This window comes from Petrotoga sp. DB-2 (genome assembly GCF_054051725.1).
The window spans coordinates 65,810-83,628 of the sequence record NZ_JBSVZD010000001.1 but is presented as its reverse complement, the minus strand read 5'-3'; the positions used below and the strand labels follow the sequence as shown (position 1 = coordinate 83,628).

General features: G+C 35.2%; 14 protein-coding genes. 9 read left to right on the top strand and 5 right to left on the bottom strand.

Translation table 11 applies throughout. The features are described from left to right. Nucleotide 1 precedes the first annotated feature (1 nt). Nucleotides 2-1,366 carry a chromosomal replication initiator protein DnaA gene (dnaA, locus tag ACW9JY_RS00355; RefSeq protein ID WP_103076615.1) on the bottom strand — a complete coding sequence of 455 codons (1,365 nt, stop codon included), beginning with the start codon at nt 1,364-1,366 and terminating at the stop codon, nt 2-4. Nucleotides 1,367-1,981: 615 nt separating this feature from the next. On the opposite strand from dnaA, the gene ACW9JY_RS00350 reads away from it, so the two are divergent. The 5 genes from ACW9JY_RS00350 to ACW9JY_RS00330 all read left to right on the top strand — a co-directional run bounded on the left by ACW9JY_RS00350 (nt 1,982) and on the right by ACW9JY_RS00330 (nt 7,495). Then, the gene (locus ACW9JY_RS00350) at nt 1,982-3,487 is read left to right on the top strand and encodes an ABC transporter substrate-binding protein (RefSeq protein WP_457282955.1); all 1,506 of its coding nucleotides are present in this window, start codon (nt 1,982-1,984) and stop codon (nt 3,485-3,487) included. A 110-nt stretch (nt 3,488-3,597) separates the two neighbouring features. After that, complete coding sequence (locus ACW9JY_RS00345; RefSeq protein WP_457282954.1) at nt 3,598-4,605, top strand: ABC transporter permease; 1,008 nt, start codon at nt 3,598-3,600, stop codon at nt 4,603-4,605. A gap of 13 nt (nt 4,606-4,618) precedes the next feature. Beyond that, nucleotides 4,619-5,494, top strand: coding sequence for an ABC transporter permease (locus tag ACW9JY_RS00340; protein ID WP_211287799.1), 876 nt, complete (start codon nt 4,619-4,621; stop codon nt 5,492-5,494). Nucleotides 5,495-5,499: 5 nt separating this feature from the next. Beyond that, nucleotides 5,500-6,489: an ABC transporter ATP-binding protein gene (locus ACW9JY_RS00335; RefSeq protein ID WP_457282953.1), complete on the top strand. Its 990-nt coding sequence runs from the start codon at nt 5,500-5,502 to the stop codon at nt 6,487-6,489. After that, nucleotides 6,482-7,495: an ABC transporter ATP-binding protein gene (locus ACW9JY_RS00330; RefSeq protein ID WP_457282952.1), complete on the top strand. Its 1,014-nt coding sequence runs from the start codon at nt 6,482-6,484 to the stop codon at nt 7,493-7,495. The genes ACW9JY_RS00335 and ACW9JY_RS00330 overlap by 8 nt, the downstream gene beginning before the upstream one ends. 3 nt (nt 7,496-7,498) lie before the next feature. Here the strand turns inward: ACW9JY_RS00330 and murJ are convergent, their stop codons facing one another. From murJ to ACW9JY_RS00310, 4 genes are read right to left on the bottom strand one after another with little or no spacing between them, the layout of a single operon-like run. After that, nucleotides 7,499-8,983, bottom strand: coding sequence for a murein biosynthesis integral membrane protein MurJ (gene murJ / locus ACW9JY_RS00325; RefSeq protein ID WP_457282951.1), 1,485 nt, complete (start codon nt 8,981-8,983; stop codon nt 7,499-7,501). Between the two features lie 20 nt (nt 8,984-9,003). Continuing rightward, entirely contained in the window at nt 9,004-9,633 is a 630-nt protein-coding gene (upp, locus tag ACW9JY_RS00320) for a uracil phosphoribosyltransferase (protein WP_103078773.1), read from the bottom strand. Nucleotides 9,634-9,660: 27 nt separating this feature from the next. Then, a complete protein-coding gene (locus ACW9JY_RS00315) occupies nt 9,661-10,596 on the bottom strand; it encodes a 1-phosphofructokinase family hexose kinase (RefSeq protein WP_457282950.1) in 936 nt (311 codons plus the stop codon). 18 nt (nt 10,597-10,614) lie between these two features. After that, nucleotides 10,615-11,511, bottom strand: coding sequence for an aldo/keto reductase (locus ACW9JY_RS00310; RefSeq protein WP_457283041.1), 897 nt, complete (start codon nt 11,509-11,511; stop codon nt 10,615-10,617). A 556-nt stretch (nt 11,512-12,067) separates the two neighbouring features. On the opposite strand from ACW9JY_RS00310, the gene ACW9JY_RS00305 reads away from it, so the two are divergent. From ACW9JY_RS00305 to glnA, 4 genes are all read left to right on the top strand, one after another. Then, entirely contained in the window at nt 12,068-12,901 is an 834-nt protein-coding gene (locus ACW9JY_RS00305) for an HAD-IIA family hydrolase (protein WP_457282949.1), read from the top strand. Between the two features lie 223 nt (nt 12,902-13,124). Further along, nucleotides 13,125-13,646 (top strand): methionine synthase, encoded by a 522-nt coding sequence (locus ACW9JY_RS00300; protein ID WP_457282948.1) that lies wholly within the window; start codon nt 13,125-13,127, stop codon nt 13,644-13,646. After that, nucleotides 13,636-15,963: a homocysteine S-methyltransferase family protein gene (locus ACW9JY_RS00295; RefSeq protein WP_457282947.1), complete on the top strand. Its 2,328-nt coding sequence runs from the start codon at nt 13,636-13,638 to the stop codon at nt 15,961-15,963. The genes ACW9JY_RS00300 and ACW9JY_RS00295 overlap by 11 nt, the downstream gene beginning before the upstream one ends. A 425-nt stretch (nt 15,964-16,388) precedes the next feature. Continuing rightward, nucleotides 16,389-17,714 (top strand): type I glutamate--ammonia ligase, encoded by a 1,326-nt coding sequence (gene glnA / locus ACW9JY_RS00290; protein WP_457282946.1) that lies wholly within the window; start codon nt 16,389-16,391, stop codon nt 17,712-17,714. Nucleotides 17,715-17,819: the final 105 nt, after the last annotated feature.

The following is a 17,819-nucleotide window of genomic DNA, read 5'->3' as shown; positions in this document are numbered from 1 at the left end:
TTTATAAAGTAAGAATCCCTTTTTCGTCTTCCAATTTGTTCTTGATGTTATTGATCTTATTTTTTATCATTTCATTTCCCATCAACAAAGAATGTTCTATTTTTTTGATGGAATGAATAATAGTGGAATGATTTTTATCTAATTTTTCGGAGATATCTTTGGTTTTTAACTTCATAGTAGTCTTAAAAAGATAAGCTAAAACTTGACGTGCTAATGCTATTTCTTTTTTTCTGGATGATGAGAAGATATCCTTTCTATTAATATTAAATTCAGCAGCGACCAAATCTATAACGGTATCTATTTTGACAGTTTCCAGAACTTCTGGTGATTGGAATCTAACTTTGTTTGCGTTCATTCTCATCATTGAATTGACTATCGTTTTTGCAGATTCAATATTCACTGGCGCACCCGAAATTTGGCTTTGCAATAGAAGGTTCATAATAGCGCCCCGAAGTTTTCTTAGGTTTTTATCGACATGTTCGGCTAAATAATAAGCAACATCATCGGTTAGTTGAAGAGAAATCATTTGTGCCATTTTCTTGGCTATTAAGTACTTCGTTGCTTTATCAGGTGCTTGTATATCAGTTATCAAACCCATTTCAAATCTACTAATCAATCTGGGATGAAAGGTTGCCAATTCATCAGGTGTTCTATCGGAACATATTACTATCTGTTTTCTTGAGTTAAAAAGAGAATTAAAGGTATGAAAAAGTTCACTTTGCACGGTATTTTTTCCAATTAAAAATTGAACATCATCTATCAATAAAAAATCTACATTCCTTCTAAAGCGTTCTCGGAAGTTCTCCATATCGCTAGCTCTTATTCCATCCATCATTTGATTCATAAAATCCTCGGCTGTTACATACTTAACCTTCAAATCAGGGGCATTTTCCATCAAAAAGTTCCCTATTGCATGTAAAAGATGTGTTTTACCTAGTCCAACATCTCCATATATAAATAAAGGATTATATTTGCCAGGATTCTTGCAAACTTCCAAGGCTGAATAATAAGCTATCCTATTGGAATTTCCCGTAACAAAGCTATCAAAAGTGAACTCAGGATTAAACTCTGATAGTTTCAAAGGCCTGTTTTTTATTATTGGACCATTTACTGCATTTTTCTGTTCTTTACTAATGGGTATTTCTTTAAAAATAACTTCTAGAGGCTTTCCAGTAATATTATTTATAGTTTCTTTTATTATTGAGCCGAATCTTTTCTCGACAGCCTCTTTAATAAATAAATTTCCCAATCCAACAACGACCTTTTTATCGTCTAATTCCAAAATTTGAGCCGTTGTAAGCCAGTTATTCCAGGTATCTCTAGACATATTGGAACGTAGTTTTTCTATTAGTTCATGCTTTTCCATTATTTTCACCCCTTGGAATAAAACCCAATATATACTTTATCATAAGGGAGAAACTTAATCAAGAAAATTTTTGATTAAAAATCTGATTAGACGCTATTTATGCTTGATATAGAACTTAAAATTTTTAGATCCCTCGTCTTCAAAAGATTTAAGAAGCAAATTGTGGAACGCAAATTGTTAAATCTTTGTTTTAAAAAATAGAAATGTATAATATACAAACGTATTAATTTTAGAATAATAAGAAGTGTTAATATATATTATGTTAATTTAAAATAACTTAATTTAAGAATAGATCTATTTAAAAGTTAGAAAAGGTTCAATGCTTAAATCCAATCTTCTGATATTTTTTGTTCCTTCTCCCGCTAGTTATAATTTTTTATTGTTACTTGACTCTTAAAGATATTAATTGTATAATAGAAATAATTAATTTAATTTAAATTAAGTTACCAATCGAGGCTTTATTTTTGAAATTTTTGTCAATATGAGACGTGCTGTGAAATTTTTTTCATATATCTGTAAAATTTGTCGCAGATTTAATAAGAAATGTTATAAGGTATTGTTGCAGAACAAGTGTTTAAGTTTTTCATATCAGCATATTTTACGAGGAGGGATTTTATGAAAAAGTATTTGGTAAGTTTATTCGTTATGTTGGTTTTATTTGTCGGCGTTTGGGCACAATCTACCATAGTTGTTGGTACCACAGACAAAATTAGAACTCTAGACCCAGCTTTGTGTTATGACTACTTTTCCAGTAATATTTTACAAAATGTTTTATCTGGACCAGTAGACTACAAGGTTAATTCCACGGAAATTGAGCCAAATTTATTCGAAAGTTGGGAAGTATCTGAAGATGGATTAGAGTATCTTTTCCACGTTCGAAAAGGTGTAGTTTTCGAAGATGGAACCCCTATAGATGCATCCGTATTTAAATTCTCCTTCGATAGGGTTATAAAACTTGGAGGAGATCCTGCATTCTTACTTTCGGATATAGTTAAAACAACCGAAGTGGTCGATGATTATATCTTCAAAGTAACTCTCGAGTATCCTTTTTCAGCTTTTGTTTCAGTATTAGGTTACACTGTTGGCTGGCCTGTCAATCCAAACGTATTCTCAGCAGATAGTTTTTATGATGGAGCGCCTTCCGCTTCTGGTCCATACAAAGTCACCGAATGGATAAGGGACGTAAGAATTACATTGCAAGCAAATGACAAATATTTTGGTGAAAAACCAAAAACAGATAGAATCATCATTTTATTCTACGAAAACGCTGCAACGTTGAGATTGGCTTTGGAAACCGGTGAAATAGATATTGCTTTCAGACATTTAGACCCAAGAGACATACAAGATTTAAAAAGTTCTAAAAGTGTTCAAGTTATTCAGGGGGAAAGTCCACAAATCAGAATGCTAGTATTCAATGCACAGAAAGAACCTTTCGACGATCCTTTGGTAAGACAAGCGATTTCCTTGGCTGTTGAAAGAGATGTAATCGTTGAAGATGTATTTTTGAATATGGCATCACCATTATATTCTCTTGTCCCAATGGGAATGTGGAGTCACGAAGATGTCTTCCAAGAAGGAGATCTTGAGGCTGCAAAACAACTTCTGTATCAAGCTGGTTACGACGAAAAAAACAAACTAGTGATTGATCTTTGGTACAGCCCTACTCATTATGGAACAACAGAAGCAGATGTAGCCCAAGTTTTAATGGAATCCTTAGAAAAGACAGGAATTATCGATATCAACTTAGAATATGCGGAATGGGCAACCTACGTTGACTATTTTTTAAACGGAACTATGGGTATGTTCTTATTGGGTTGGTATCCTGATTACATAGACCCTGATGATTACCTCTGGCCATTCTTAAGTGAAAGTGGAGCTAGATCGATGGGTAGTTTTTATGTCAACCCAGTAACTGAAAGTGTGATGAGAGCAGCAAGAGTAGCGACTGACCAAGAAGTTAGATCTCAATTGTACAAATTGGTCCAACAAGATCTAGCTTTCAACGCACCATACGTTTCACTTTGGCAAGGTGTGGAAACGGTAGCTGCCCAAAATAACGTTAAAGGAATTTTGTTGGAACCTTCTCAGGTCTTTAGATATTATTTGCTTTACAAGGAATAATTTTTTCTTAAAGTTCTTTTGAAGATTTGAAACTAAGACAATTGCCCCGATTTATTTAATAATCGGGGCAATTTTGAGAAAACCAATCTCAGAAAAGAAGGGTGATCTAAGTGTCTCTGAGAAATTATATTATTGTGAGAATCTTGTTGGCAATCCCCATGCTTTTTGTTCTTTTAGTAGTTATATTTTTCGTTATTAGGATAATTCCCGGAGATCCCGTTGCAGCAATGTTAGGTGGGAGAGCCTCTCAAGAGGTTATTGAAGCCAGGAGAGCAGAATTAGGACTTAACGATCCCATATTGGTTCAATTTTTTAAATACGTAGGGGGGCTATTCAAAGGTGACTTGGGAACTTCAACAATGACGGGAAGGCCCGTACTTGATGAGATATTAGAAAGATTTCCTGCCACACTTGAATTAACGATTTTTGCATTTATTATAGCTGTAGTTATAGGGATCTTTTGGGGTTCAAAAGCCGCACAAAAAAGAGATAAACCCGTAGATATAATTGCCAGAGGATTTTCGATGCTCATGTATGCTGTACCGGTATTTTGGTTTGGTCTGATGATGCAATTCATTTTTGGAATGCAGTTGAAATGGTTACCCATTGCCGGGAGGATCGGGGCTACAGTTCAATTTGAAGAAATTACAGGTTTGTTTTTACTGGATTCTCTTTTAAGAGGGAATTGGACAGCTTTTTGGGATGTCTTACAACATTTGTTGTTGCCTGGTATTACTCTTGGCCTAGTTATCTCGAGTATTTTTTTAAGAATGGTTCGAAATAATACAATTTTAACGTTAACCTCTGACTATGTTAAATCTGCTAAAGCAAGAGGGATACCTGAAAATAGAATATTGTATAGACATGCTTTAAGGAATGCTTTAGTTCCTATTTTAACGGTCATGGGATTACAGCTTGCACTATTGATGGCTGGAGCTGTTTTAACTGAAACAACTTTTTCTTGGCCAGGGATTGGAAGTTATCTCATCATGAAAATCAGATACCGAGATTTCCCTGCTATTCAAGGAACGATAGTCTTTTTCGCTATTTTTGTAATAATAATTAACATTATAGTAGAAATTATCAACGCTTTAATAGACCCAAGGGTAAGGTACTGAGGAGGGTATAAAATTGGAAGAACATAAATTCATTTCATCGAAGATTGGAAAGAGCTTCTCCAGATTCTTTAGAGGTTCAAATGCTTGGCTTACCTTCATAGGTATGGTTATTTTGATTTTTTATATTTTCTTGGCCATTTTTTCTCCTCAAATAGCTCCTTACGACCCTACAGAAAGGGTTGGAAGATCTCTAACTTCTCCTAGTAGTGAGTTTTGGTTTGGAACGGACAATCTTGGCAGGGATGTGTTTAGCAGGGTTGTTTATGGAGCTAGAATTGCCTTAACAATAGCTTTTGTTTCCGTAGCAATAGCTTCAGCAATTGGTATACCGTTAGGTTTATTATCGGGATTCGTGGGAGGAATATTCGATAGAATAATGACCATAGTTATGGATGCTATATATTCCTTTCCAGGTTTAATTCTCGCCATAGCGATAGCTGCATTTTTAGGGCCAGGTATTATGAATATCGCTATTTCCATAGCCGTTGTTTACATACCCACATACTTTAGGGTCATTAGAAATCAAGTATCTTCAGTAAAAAACGAACTTTATGTCGATGGAGCCAGAGCTATAGGCGCTTCGAACTTATCTATTTTGGGGAGGTATATACTTCCAAATGTACTTCCATCCGTTGTAGTTGTGCTTTCGATGAACCTAGCAGACGCCATAATGACAGAAGCTGGATTGAGCTTTTTGGGATTGGGAATAGCTCCTCCAACTCCCGATTGGGGTTTTGATTTGAGTAATGGTCAAAGATTCATTTTGAGTGGTGCTTGGTGGGCTTTGACATTTCCAGGTGTTGCTATAATGACTGTTACACTCGGATTTTCTATGTTCAGTGAAGGTCTAAACGAGATGCTGAATCCAACAATTAGGGAAAGAAGGTAGTAAGCGTGCTTGAAGTAAAAAATCTGAAAGTTTATTATAAAAGTGAAGATGGGATTATAAAAGCGGTTGACGATGTTAGTTTTAATGTAAAAGATGGGGAAACACTTGGACTAGTGGGAGAATCAGGCTGCGGGAAATCCACCTTGGGACAAGCTATAATGAAAATATTGCCTTTAAATGCACAATTGTATGGAGAAATTAAATTAAATGGTCAAAATATAACTACAATGAACGAAAAACAAATGCGAGAAATTCGTGGTAGAGATATAACCATGATCTTTCAAGATCCGATGACTTCCCTGAACCCAATTATGAAAGTTAAAGACCTATTTGTTGAGATTGTGAAAGCTCATTTTCCTGATATATCTGAGCAAAAAGCTATAGAAATGGGAGGTAGCGTCCTAAAGGATGTGGGAATAGACCCAAGCAGGATGAATCAGTACACATTTCAATTCAGTGGTGGTATGAGGCAAAGGGTGATGATCGCCCTAGGATTAGTTTTAAAACCATCTTTTGTTATTTCCGATGAGCCAACTACTTCATTGGATGTAATAGTTCAAGCTCAAATAATAGAGTTGATGAATAAATTAAGGGACGAATATCAAATGTCCATGTTGCTTATAACACATGATTTAGGTGTAGTTGCTCAACTTGCAGATAAGATTGGAGTCATGTATGCCGGTCATTTGGTGGAAATATCTTCAAAGGAAAATATTTATTACAATCCCAAGCACCCTTATACAAAAGCACTTTTAGAGTCTATTCCGAATACAGATATCAACGACAAAGATTTAAAATACATACCCGGAAGTCCTCCAGATTTGGGTAAACCTCCAAAAGGATGCCGATTCGCTCCGAGGTGTGAGTACGCAATGGACATCTGTCATGAACAAGAGCCTAACAGCTTTTTAATCGAAGGCTCAGAAGTTAAATGCTGGCTATATGAAAATTCTCAAGATATAAAACATGTAAATGTAGGTGGTACTAATGACTGAAAATGCAATCTTAAAAGTTGAAGGTTTAAAAAAATATTTTCCTCTAAAAAGATCAGTGGGTGAAGTTTTAACTAGAACCCCTCCTAAGTATGTAAAGGCGGTAGATGAGATTAATTTTGAAGTAAAAAAAGGTGAAACTCTTGGTTTAGTTGGTGAATCAGGGAGCGGAAAAACTACTACAGGTAGGTTAATTACAAGATTAGAAGATCCTACTGAAGGAAAAATTTTATTCAAAGAAAAAGACATCAGTACATTAACAAAAAAAGAACTAAAACATATAAGAAAAGAGATTCAAATAATCTTTCAGGATCCACTTGCAGCCTTGAACCCTCATATGAGGATTGGTGAGGCTGTGATGCATCCTCTACAAATACACAATATTGGGAAAGACCGTTCCGAAAAACAGAAGCTTGTTATGGAAATGTTGGAAAGGGTACAGTTATCACCAGCAAGTGAGTATTATTACAGATATCCTCGTGATTTATCCGGTGGCCAAAGACAAAGGGTTGTAATAGCTAGGGCTTTGATCTTAAAACCTACCTTTGTAGTGGCGGATGAAGCAGTTGCGATGTTGGATGTTTCTGTTAGATCTCAATTGTTACAACTGATGATCAACTTAAAAAATGATTTTGATTTGACTTATCTTTTCATCACACACGATTTAGCTACGACTAAATATATTTGTGACAGAATAGCCGTAATGTACTTGGGCAAAATTGTCGAAGTTGGAAATTTTGAACAAATATACACAAAACCTAAACATCCGTACACTCAAGCTCTAATATCAGCGGTTCCCGAACCTGATCCTAAAAGCAAGAAAGAAAGAATAATACCTCAAGGAGAAGTTCCAAACGCCGTTAATATCCCCACAGGTTGTAGGTTTCATCCTAGATGCCCATATGCAAAAGAGATTTGTAAAATTCAAGAACCCACTTTGAAAAATGTTGAAAATCAACAAGTTGCTTGTCATCTATATGATTCGGAATACGAAAAGAGTGTCATTTAGACCTTATTTTCTTTTAAAGAAAAGGTTTATAGCTAATTTTAACTTTTTTGAACCTATAAGGTACGCTGATAAGAAATAAACGAGGACGCTTAGAGCAATTAGAAGAACGACTAACAGTCTAGAATCAAAAAATCCTTTACTAGTCACGATGAATATAGACATAACAGCGCTTGCGATGAAAATTTTAAATATTTCCATCCAATCCTCGCCAGTCAAACCTTTAATAATATTGAAACCTGTCATGAACATGCCGATAATACCGGAAATAGCAGTTGCAAATGCGATACCTACAACACCATATCTGAAAGCCAACAAAACATCGAGAGTCGCGTTCACTAAAAGCATTACCACTGCCACTAAAGAAGGATATCTTGTATTTAATTTAGAGTGGTAAGTTCTGATAAAGATAGTATGTAAAGAATAAAATGGAAGCCCCAGAGAATAATATAACAATGTTTTTGCTGTTATTAACGTATCTTCAAAAGTAAAACTACCGTGTTGATATATCAAAGCCACGATCTCATTGTTTAAAAATATCAAACCGAACATGGAAGGAATCGCAAAGAATAAAGTTAGTTCTATACTATCTTTCAAATTCTTGTTGTATTCATTTTCATCTTTAATACTTGAAGAATACGATAATTTAGGTAAAAGGGCGTTTGCAACACTTATGGCGAATATGCTTAAAGGGAGCTGATAAATTCTTAGAGCGTATTGAATGGTCGAAACACCTCCCGTACCGGTCCATGTTGCGATATTGGTATCAACCAATGTATTCAAGGAAGCCACAGCTACTCCTAATAATGCGGGACCAAACAAATTCATTATACTTTTCAGATCTTTGAAATTAAAATCAAGTGTCATCCGGAAATGAATCTTTCTTAAGATATAAAAAACTAACAAAAACTGTAAAATTCCTCCTACTGTGAATCCTATAGTTGGTCCTAATATTCTTGGGGAAAAGTAAGAAGATAAAAAGATAAACACGACACTGCAAAGGTTAGATAAAGCCGGAGCGAATGCAGGTCCAAAATAGATATCGTTACTATTTAAAACGCCTGTAGCTACTGCCCACAAAGAGATAAAAATTATGAAGGGATATGTAATTTTCAACAAATAAGAGGTTAATTCCATCGTTGATTCAGACAAGCCAGTTCCCAAAACTAAAACTATTTGGTCCGAAAAAAAATAAACAGGTATATATAATGAAACAGTCGTTATTAATACAAACCATATTGTGGTGCTGAGAAAAACCTGAGAATCTTTTCCTTGTTTTCTTGTAAACAAAGGAATAAAAGCTGAGGAGAGGGCTCCATCAGCGAAGATTTTCCGAAGAAAGAAAGGAAGAATTATTGCTACTAAATATGCATCGTACTCTGCACTAATTCCAAAATAATGAGCAAAGGTAGCATCCCGTAAAAGGCCTAATAATCTACTTATAAGAGTTGCCAAAGAAAAAAGAAATGTATGCTTCAACAATTTCGACATCCAATTGCCCCCGATATTCTTTATTTTGTTCTATACAATCTATCTCCTGCATCTCCCAAGCCGGGAACAATATACGCTTTTGAATTGAGTTTACTATCCAAAGCAGCGGTGTAAATAATCACATCTGGGTTTTCACTTATAACTACGTTAACCCCCTCGGGAGCTGCTATCAAGGACATAATAGTGATATTCTGTCCTCCCTGTTTTTTCACTTGCTTTATAGCATGGTTCATAGAATGTCCTGTGGCAAGCATAGGATCGAGAATAAAGATTTGATGGTCTTCTGTCAAAGGTGGAAACTTCACATAATACTCTATTGCATTGAGAGTTTCTGGGTCTCTATACACACCCAGAAAACCTACACTAGCATTTGGAACCAATGAAAGAACACCATCCAACATACCTAAACCTGCTCGCAATATAGGAACTATGGTAACTTTTTTATCTTCAACCATCTCTCCTTTTGTCTTTGCAATTGGCGTTTCAACTTCAACTTCCATCGTAGGAAGGTTTCTGGCTGCTTCATAGGTTAGCAGAAGGGTTATCTCATTCAAAAGTTCCCTGAATTCTTTAGGTCCTGTGTCTTTATTTCTCATTATAGAAAGTTTATGTTTTATCAAAGGATGATCAACAACGTGAAGATTATCCATGTAAAAATTGCACCTCCCAAATTTTTGTTAGAATATCTTTTCTATTTTTATTTCGTCTAAAAGCTTTAAAACGTCATTTTTTCGACAAAGTTCTGTTCCAGGAGTCATGACTGAGGCGTTACCTGATGCATTTGCCCATTTAAAGGCTTCTTCTTCATTTGCTCCTTCTTCACGTTTTAAAACGTAAGCTGCAAGAAAGGAGTCTCCGGATCCAACCGCACTTTGAACAGGTAGATCTAAGGAAGGAGCATATAGGCAACTCCCCTTTGAGATAAACATAGCGCCCTCTGACCCTAGAGTAAGCAATATTTCTTTTATTCCGTACCTATCAATTAGATCCAAACCATATTTAGCAAGTTGGTCTTTGTCAATCCCATTTATTTTTTTGCCAAGAACTCTTTGAAACTCGTATAAATTAGGTTTAATACAATCTGGGTGTGATTCAACGCCGACTTTTAAATTTTCACCGTCGGCATCAAAATATATCCTAGCGTTTTTCTCTTTAAGGTAAGAAATTATTTCTGCATAAAAATTTGGGGTTACTCCTTGTGGCAAACTTCCTGAAATAACAACGGTATCATTTTCTCTGATTAAAAGTTTGAGAGTCTCATACAGTTGGTTCAAATCAGTTTTTGGAATCTTTGGACCTTGAACACTCAGCCGATATTGAGAACTTTGTTCTTGTAAAATGATGTTCATTCTAGTTTCTTTGGTAATTCTAACAGCCGTATATATTACACCTTCTCTATCCAACATTTCCTCAATCTTTCTTCCATTTTCACCACCAAGAAAAGAAATAGCCACGGACTTCCCGTCTAATTCTTTGATTGCCCTGGAAACGTCGATTCCCTTTCCCGCAGGATAATCTTTTATCTTTTTAACACGGGTAGTATCATCTGTTTTTAATTTATCCACATAAAGGTATCTATCTAAACATGGATTAAGGGTTATTGTAAATATCATATAAAATCATCAACTCCTTTACGGTACATCATGACCTAATGCGGCTTCATATATCTTGAACCATTGTTCTCTCGACAATTTTATGTTCAGAGCAGCTACAGCATTTTTAAGCCTTTCTAATCTACCGCTTCCTGAAATAGGAATTACTCCAACAGGATGGTTTAAAAGCCAAGCGTATACAAGAGTATCCATAGAATCGATACCGAGTTCTTTGCCAACTTCTTTCAACGTCGTCAATATTCTTACTGACTTGTCGTTTGAGACATCGAATAACTTTCCTCCCGCCAAAGGCGACCAAGCCATTGGATTGAGGTTTTTTCCTTTTAAAAAATAAATATTATCGTTTTCAAAATGTTCTAAATTGAATGGGGAAATTTCTATCTGATTAGTCACCAAAGGAAGGTTCAATTTTGATTGTAAAGCTTCAAATTGATTGATGGTGAAGTTTGACACTCCGAAGAAACGAACTTTACCAGATTTATGTAACTCTAAAAAGGCTTCTGCAATTTCTTCTGGGTTCATGAAGGGATCTGGGCGATGTATAAGGAGTAAATCGATATAGTCTGTATGAAGGTTACGAAGGGAATTATCTACAGATTTCAGAATATGATCTTTGCTTGTATCGTAATAATGAATTCTTTTTGTCTCCTTGTTGGGGAGTACTATACCGCACTTGGTTACAATCTGTATCTTATCTCTTAAAGAAGGGTTTGATTTTAAAACCTCTCCAAATAAACCCTCACAAGTATAATTTCCATAAATATCGGCATGATCGAAAGTAGTTACTCCTAAATCTATTGCTTTCATAATAAAATCTTCTGTTTCTTTTGTTGAAAAATTCCAGTCTCTAAGTCTCATCATCCCTTGTACTATTCTTGATAAATACAAACCACTATTAGAAACGTTTGTTTGCATTGTTTCACTCATTATTTCACCTCACAATTTAAAAGAATTTTCCACACTTTTTGATCGATTTATTATAACATATTTTCTTCCTAGCTATCGTTTGGAATATAAAAAAAGCAACAAATTTTTAATTTTTTGATATAATTAAATGTATAATTGGGCTGCGGATCAAAAGGGTAAAAGCTCCTTTTCCTTAGATGGGTGTGGATTAGGATGAAATGACAAAAGAATCTTTTCCGAATGGGTGGGAAATAGAGTAAACTTCTCTTCTCTTTCCTTAGGTGGGTGCGAAGCTAGATGAAAGGGCAAAGAATCTTTTCCTTATGGGTGGGCCAGCGGGGCAAAGTTCTCCGTCACGAGGGTCGAAAGGCTGTATGCCCCTTCCTTAAATGGGTGCGGAGCTGGATGAAATGACAAAAAAATCTTTTCCTTATGGGTGGGGAGCGGGGCGAAGGGGCGCTAATAAAGGCTAAGCGTAACTTATGTAAAAACCATTAAGCAATTAACTTACAAAAAGCTCTGTTTTTAAAAGAATCACAGGACGCGCAATTAAATTTTAAAAAAGGTGGTTTTTATTCTGATAAACAATATAAAAACAATCGAAAAATTAAAACAAATAGAACTCTTCGTTTTAGATATAGACGGCACTTTTTATATCAGTCAAAAATTAGTTAACGGTGCACTAAAATTCTCCAACCTTTTGAAAAGACTAAATAAAAAGCTTGTCTTTTTAACCAACAACTCCAACAAATCCAAGATAGAATACCTACAAGAGTTTCACGCCTTAAACTATCCGATTAAAGAAAACGAGATCTACACTGCGGGCATAGCTGCTGCAGAATATATAAAAGATAAGTTTGGGCCAAAAAGAATTTTTTTGGTGGCTACTCCCTCAATGATAAAAGAATATGAAAAATTAGGCCATCAAATTGTCGCAGATTCCCCTGAGATGGTTGTAGTTACCTTCGATAAAAGCTTAACCTATGATAAATTGGCAAAAGCCTCCATATTTGTATCTAAAGGAGCCTTCTTTTTTATTACCAATCCAGATTTGAACTGTCCAACCGAAGAAGGGCCAATCCCCGATACAGCCGCTATTGCAAGTGTGGTATCGAAAGCATGCAATAAAGAACCTGACATCGTCTTTGGGAAACCAGATCCCAAGATCTTAGAAATGATAATGAAAAATTATCAAGTAACCCCAGAAAAAACTTGTATAGTTGGAGACAGGTTGTATACCGATATATTAATTGGAATAAACGCTGGTACATTATCTACATTAGTATTAACCGGGGAAGCAAAATTAGAGGATCTAAAATATTCTGCAATAAAGCCAGATCTTGTAGTTGACGATTTAGGACAACTTGCGGATCTCATCATGGGTGAAGAAAGTGGCTAAAGGAGTAGTTTTTTATTTTTCCTTAGATGGGTGCGGATTGGTTTGCTGCAGTGTGCAAACAAAGTTTTTAAATAATTTTGACGTTGAATTTGGGGTTTTTAAGGGGGAACCCCTTAACGTCTGGGCGAAGGGGCGCTATCACAAGGCTTTCTAAAGATGTTATTATCGAAATAACAGGAGGGAGAATTTTATTAAAATCTACATTCCAGAAACTTATGAAATAATGCCTCAGAAAAAAATATACTTACTCCGAGCTGGCTTCAATGGATCTAAATTTCAAATCAACGACAAATTAAAAGATGAAATAAATAAAATATACAAGTTGAGTTTAGAGTTAGCACAACCAAAAGCCGTATGTGACACATATAAAATAGAGGCAATTCCTACAGAACTTATTCCTAAATCTTTCCAAGGTGTTAAGTCTATCACTTTTTTTGTATCCACCTTAGGATACGAAATAGACAACTATATATCAAACGCAAATACTCTCTCTTCAATGTTAATGGATGCTTGGGCTTCAGAAGCCATAGAGGCATTCAACGAATCTATCGATAAAAAGTTGAGGAAAGATTTCGGTAAAGGTACCAGAAGATTTTCTCCTGGATATTCAGATATAGATGTGAGAAAAAATTGGGATATAGTCAGTAATTTACTCAAAACAGAGATAGTAGTTGTCAACAAAGATACCGGTATTATAACTCCTAGAAAAAGTACTGTATGTATGATAGGGTGGTATGATGAATAGAAAAGATTTTGCACAAATATTGAATAAAAAGATACTTATTTTAGACGGGGGATATGGCACTGAATTCATAAAAAGAGGATATAAAAATATCCCTGCTGAAATTTTAAACATCAGATATCCAGAAGTAGTTTACAATCTACAAAGTGAATACGTAAAATCGGGAGCAGACATTCTTTTAACAAATACCTTCAGTGGAAATAGAAAAAAACTCAAAGAGTTAAATTATGAAGAAGCGTTCGAAAAAGTTAACGTCAAAGCAGTTGAAATTGCCAAGCAAGCATCGAAAGGTAAGGCTTTGGTCTTTGGAGATCTATCCTCCCTAGGAGAGTATCCAAAGCCTATGGGGTTGCTTGAAATGGACGAAGCTATAGATGAGTATTATCAACAGGCAAAAGTGTTGTTTGAAAGCGGTGTGGATGGATTTATCGTTGAAACAATGACGGATATAAAAGAGTTAAAAGCTGCTGTATATGGAATAAGAAAAGTCACAGAAGATTTACCTTTAATAGCTCATATGACGTTTGAAGAGAACGGCCGTTCTGTTACGGGAACTTCTGTGGAAATCTTTGCGAATGTTTTCAACGATTTGGATGTAGATGTATTAGGGATTAATTGTACTTTGGGTCCAGAGGAACTTTTAAAGGTTTTTGAACATCTATCACTCTCAACAAACAAGTTCTTATCAGTCGAACCAAACGCTGGTAAACCCATTTTCGATGGAAAACATTTGGAATACAAAATGACGCCTGAAATATTCGGAATGTTTGTAGAAGACTATTTAGATTTAGGAGTAAATATAATTGGAGGTTGCTGTGGTACCTCTCCAGAACATATAAAAGTTATTAGAAATATGGTAAAAAGAAGACCTAAAAAAATAGTAAAAGAAATACCTATTATGTACTCTTCAAGAACGATCTTAAACAAATTTCATCCTTTCACCGTTATTGGGGAGAGAATAAATCCTGCCGGGAATAAAAAATTTCAAAATGAAATTGAAGAATTCAACTTCGAGAATGTAATAAAAAGAGCCAACAGTCAAAAAAGCGTAAAGGCCCATGCAATAGACGTTAACTTGGGTATCGAAAAGATTTTGAATGAAGAGCATTTCAAACAAATTATCATAGAACTAGACAAACATTCTTCTCTTCCAATTTCTTTTGACATTCAAAATATTGGATTTTTAGAAACCGCTTTAAAAGAATATCCAGGAAGACCAATAATCAATTCTTCTAAATTAAGTAAAAAAGATCTGGATAGAAAACTCGAGTTAATTAAAAAATATGGCGGATTACTAATTGTATTAGCACTCGAGAAAGAAATCTTAGAATCTGCTGAAGAAAGACTACAACTAGTGCTAAGAAAATGGCCGTACATAGAAAGTAAAGGAATAACTAAAGATAGAATTATAGTTGATCCCTTGGTGTTGTCCCTTGCTGCCAATAATGATCCAAATATTACATTGGAGACAGTAAAGTTACTTTCGCAAAATGGGTTTAATACCACTATGGGTCTTTCGAATCTTAGTTTCGGTTTACCAAACAGAAATTATATAAATGCAGCCTTTCTTTCAAGGGCAAAAGGTAAAGGCTTGACTTCAGCTATCTTAAATCCCGAAGATGAGTTCCTTATGAACACGTTGAATGGTAACCTATTGTTGGATAAAAATATTGTAATACCAAGTAAGGTTGAAAAACAAGATGAATTAACCGAGAAGATCCTACAAGGTGAAGAAGGTGAAGTAAAACGAATCATTGAAAATCAGTTAAAAGAGAAAAGTCCGTTAGAAGTTAGCCAAGATGTGCTTGGTAAAGCAATGGAAAAGATCGGAGACCTTTATGCACAAGGGAACATATATCTCCCAGAGTTGTTGTTAGCTGCCGAAACTGTCAAACCAATTTTTGATTACTTAAACAATTTGATTCCCGAATCTCAAAACGATAAAAAAGCTAAGGTAGTACTAGCCACGGTAGAAGGAGATATACACGATATTGGTAAAAATATAGTGGCAGCGGTATTAAGAAGCGCAAACTTCAAAATTATAGATCTTGGCAAAGATGTAGAAACTTCTACAATAATCAACGCTGTACAAAAAGAGAAACCAAATATTTTAGGGTTATCGGCTATGATGACAACTACAGTGGGAAAAATAGAAGAGGTGGTAAATGAACTAAAAAAATTAAGTATTAAAGTAAAAGTTATTGCCGGCGGTGCCTCGATGAACAGAAAACTTGCTGAAACCTTTGGCTGCGATGCCTATGCTAAAGATGCAAGCGAAGGACTCAAGATATGTAAAAGCTGGGTCAATTTGAATTCATAATTGTCCCTCTTTCGATCTTTATATATCAAAAAAGTTAATAAAAAGAAAAAGTTTTATGTCGATAAAATATGATAAAATTTATCAATTTTCTTGAAATACCTGTAAATAAAAGATTTCGAGCAAATATAACGAAATTTTTTTCAAATTTTGATAAATGGAGATTTCAGTGTATAATCGCAAATAAATACTTCTAATCATAAATATTTACCAATAATTAGAAATAATGAAACATTTTTCAATTTAAGCTAATTAATGAAAATAATATCTTAATAGGCGGGAGCGTTTGCTGCTGTATGCAAACTAAATTTTTAAATGATTTTGGCCTTTAATTTGAGGTTTTTAAGGGGTTTACCCCTTAACGATCGGCGCTAAATCAAGTTTTAGAGTTACTAATAACAAAATTTTATTGGGAGGGGAAAAAATTTATGACAAAAGAGGAACTATTGGAACAAATAGAAAGCCAAGGTATAAAGTATATTAGACTCCAAATTACAGATATCAACGGCACCTTGAAAAACGTCGAAATTCCATCTACAGAATTAGAATCTTCTTTGACAAACGGGACTATGTTTGATGGTTCATCGATTGAAGGTCTAGTGAGAATCAACGAATCCGATATGTTGCTTAAACCTGATATAGACACCTTTACAGTTTTACCATGGACCGTTGAAAGGGAAAAAGTGGGTAGATTCATTTGTGACATTCACACTTCTGATGGAAAGCATTTCCAAGGGGACCCCAGATATGTGTTGAAAAAAGTCATGAATGAGATGAAAGAGTACGGTTATACCCCATATGCCGGTCCGGAACCAGAATTTTTTATTCTCCCAAGGGATGAGAAGACGAGGCAACCCGTATTATCTCCTCTCGATAAGGGAGGCTATTTTGATTTACTTCCCATAGATTTGGGGGAAAGGGTTAGAAAAAACATGGTGGAAACTCTACAAAATATGGGTATTCGTGTGGAGGCTGCTCACCACGAAGTAGCTAATTCTCAACACGAGATTGATTTCAGGTACGACAATGCCTTAAGAACCGCTGACAATATTCAAACTTTTAAGTTGGTTGTAAGGACGATAGCCCTATTGAACGGACTATGGGCAACGTTTATGCCTAAACCATTTTTTGGTATGAATGGTTCAGGGATGCATACCCATTTGAGTATCTTTAAAGACGGAAAGAATATCTTTTACGATCCAAATGGTACTTATCAGTTAAGTAATGAGCTTAGATGGTTTATCGGAGGTGTTTTTAAGCATATTGATGCGATAACCGTTTTGGCAAATCCTACTATAAACTCATATAAAAGGTTAGTTCCAGGATACGAAGCCCCTGTTAACATTGCGTGGTCAGTATCAAACAGAAGTGCTTTAGTGAGGATACCCATGTCGAGAGGGGAAGGAACTAGGTCGGAATTGAGATCTCCAGATCCAACGGCAAATCCTTATTTACTGCTAGCAAGCGTATTTTCATCTGGTTTAGAAGGTATAAAAAACAAGATCGAACCTCCTCAACCCGTTGATGGAAATATTTACGAAATGGACCACAGAGAAAAGAACGAAAAAAATATTAGATATTTACCTGGTTCGCTCCAAGAATCCTTGGAAGCCTTGAAAAATGATGAATTTATGAAAGAAGTCTTGGGAGAACATATATTTGAAAAATTTATAGAATTAAAAGAAAAGGAAATTGAAGAGTATAAGGTAGCGGTAACAGATTGGGAGATTAGTAAGTACATAAACCAATTTTGATAAGCCTTTAATATCTATTATTATTTTCTTTTTTGTGCATAAAACCGGGGTTCCAAAAAGTATTGTACAGAAACACACTGTATTGGGGCAGTCTCCAATATAGGA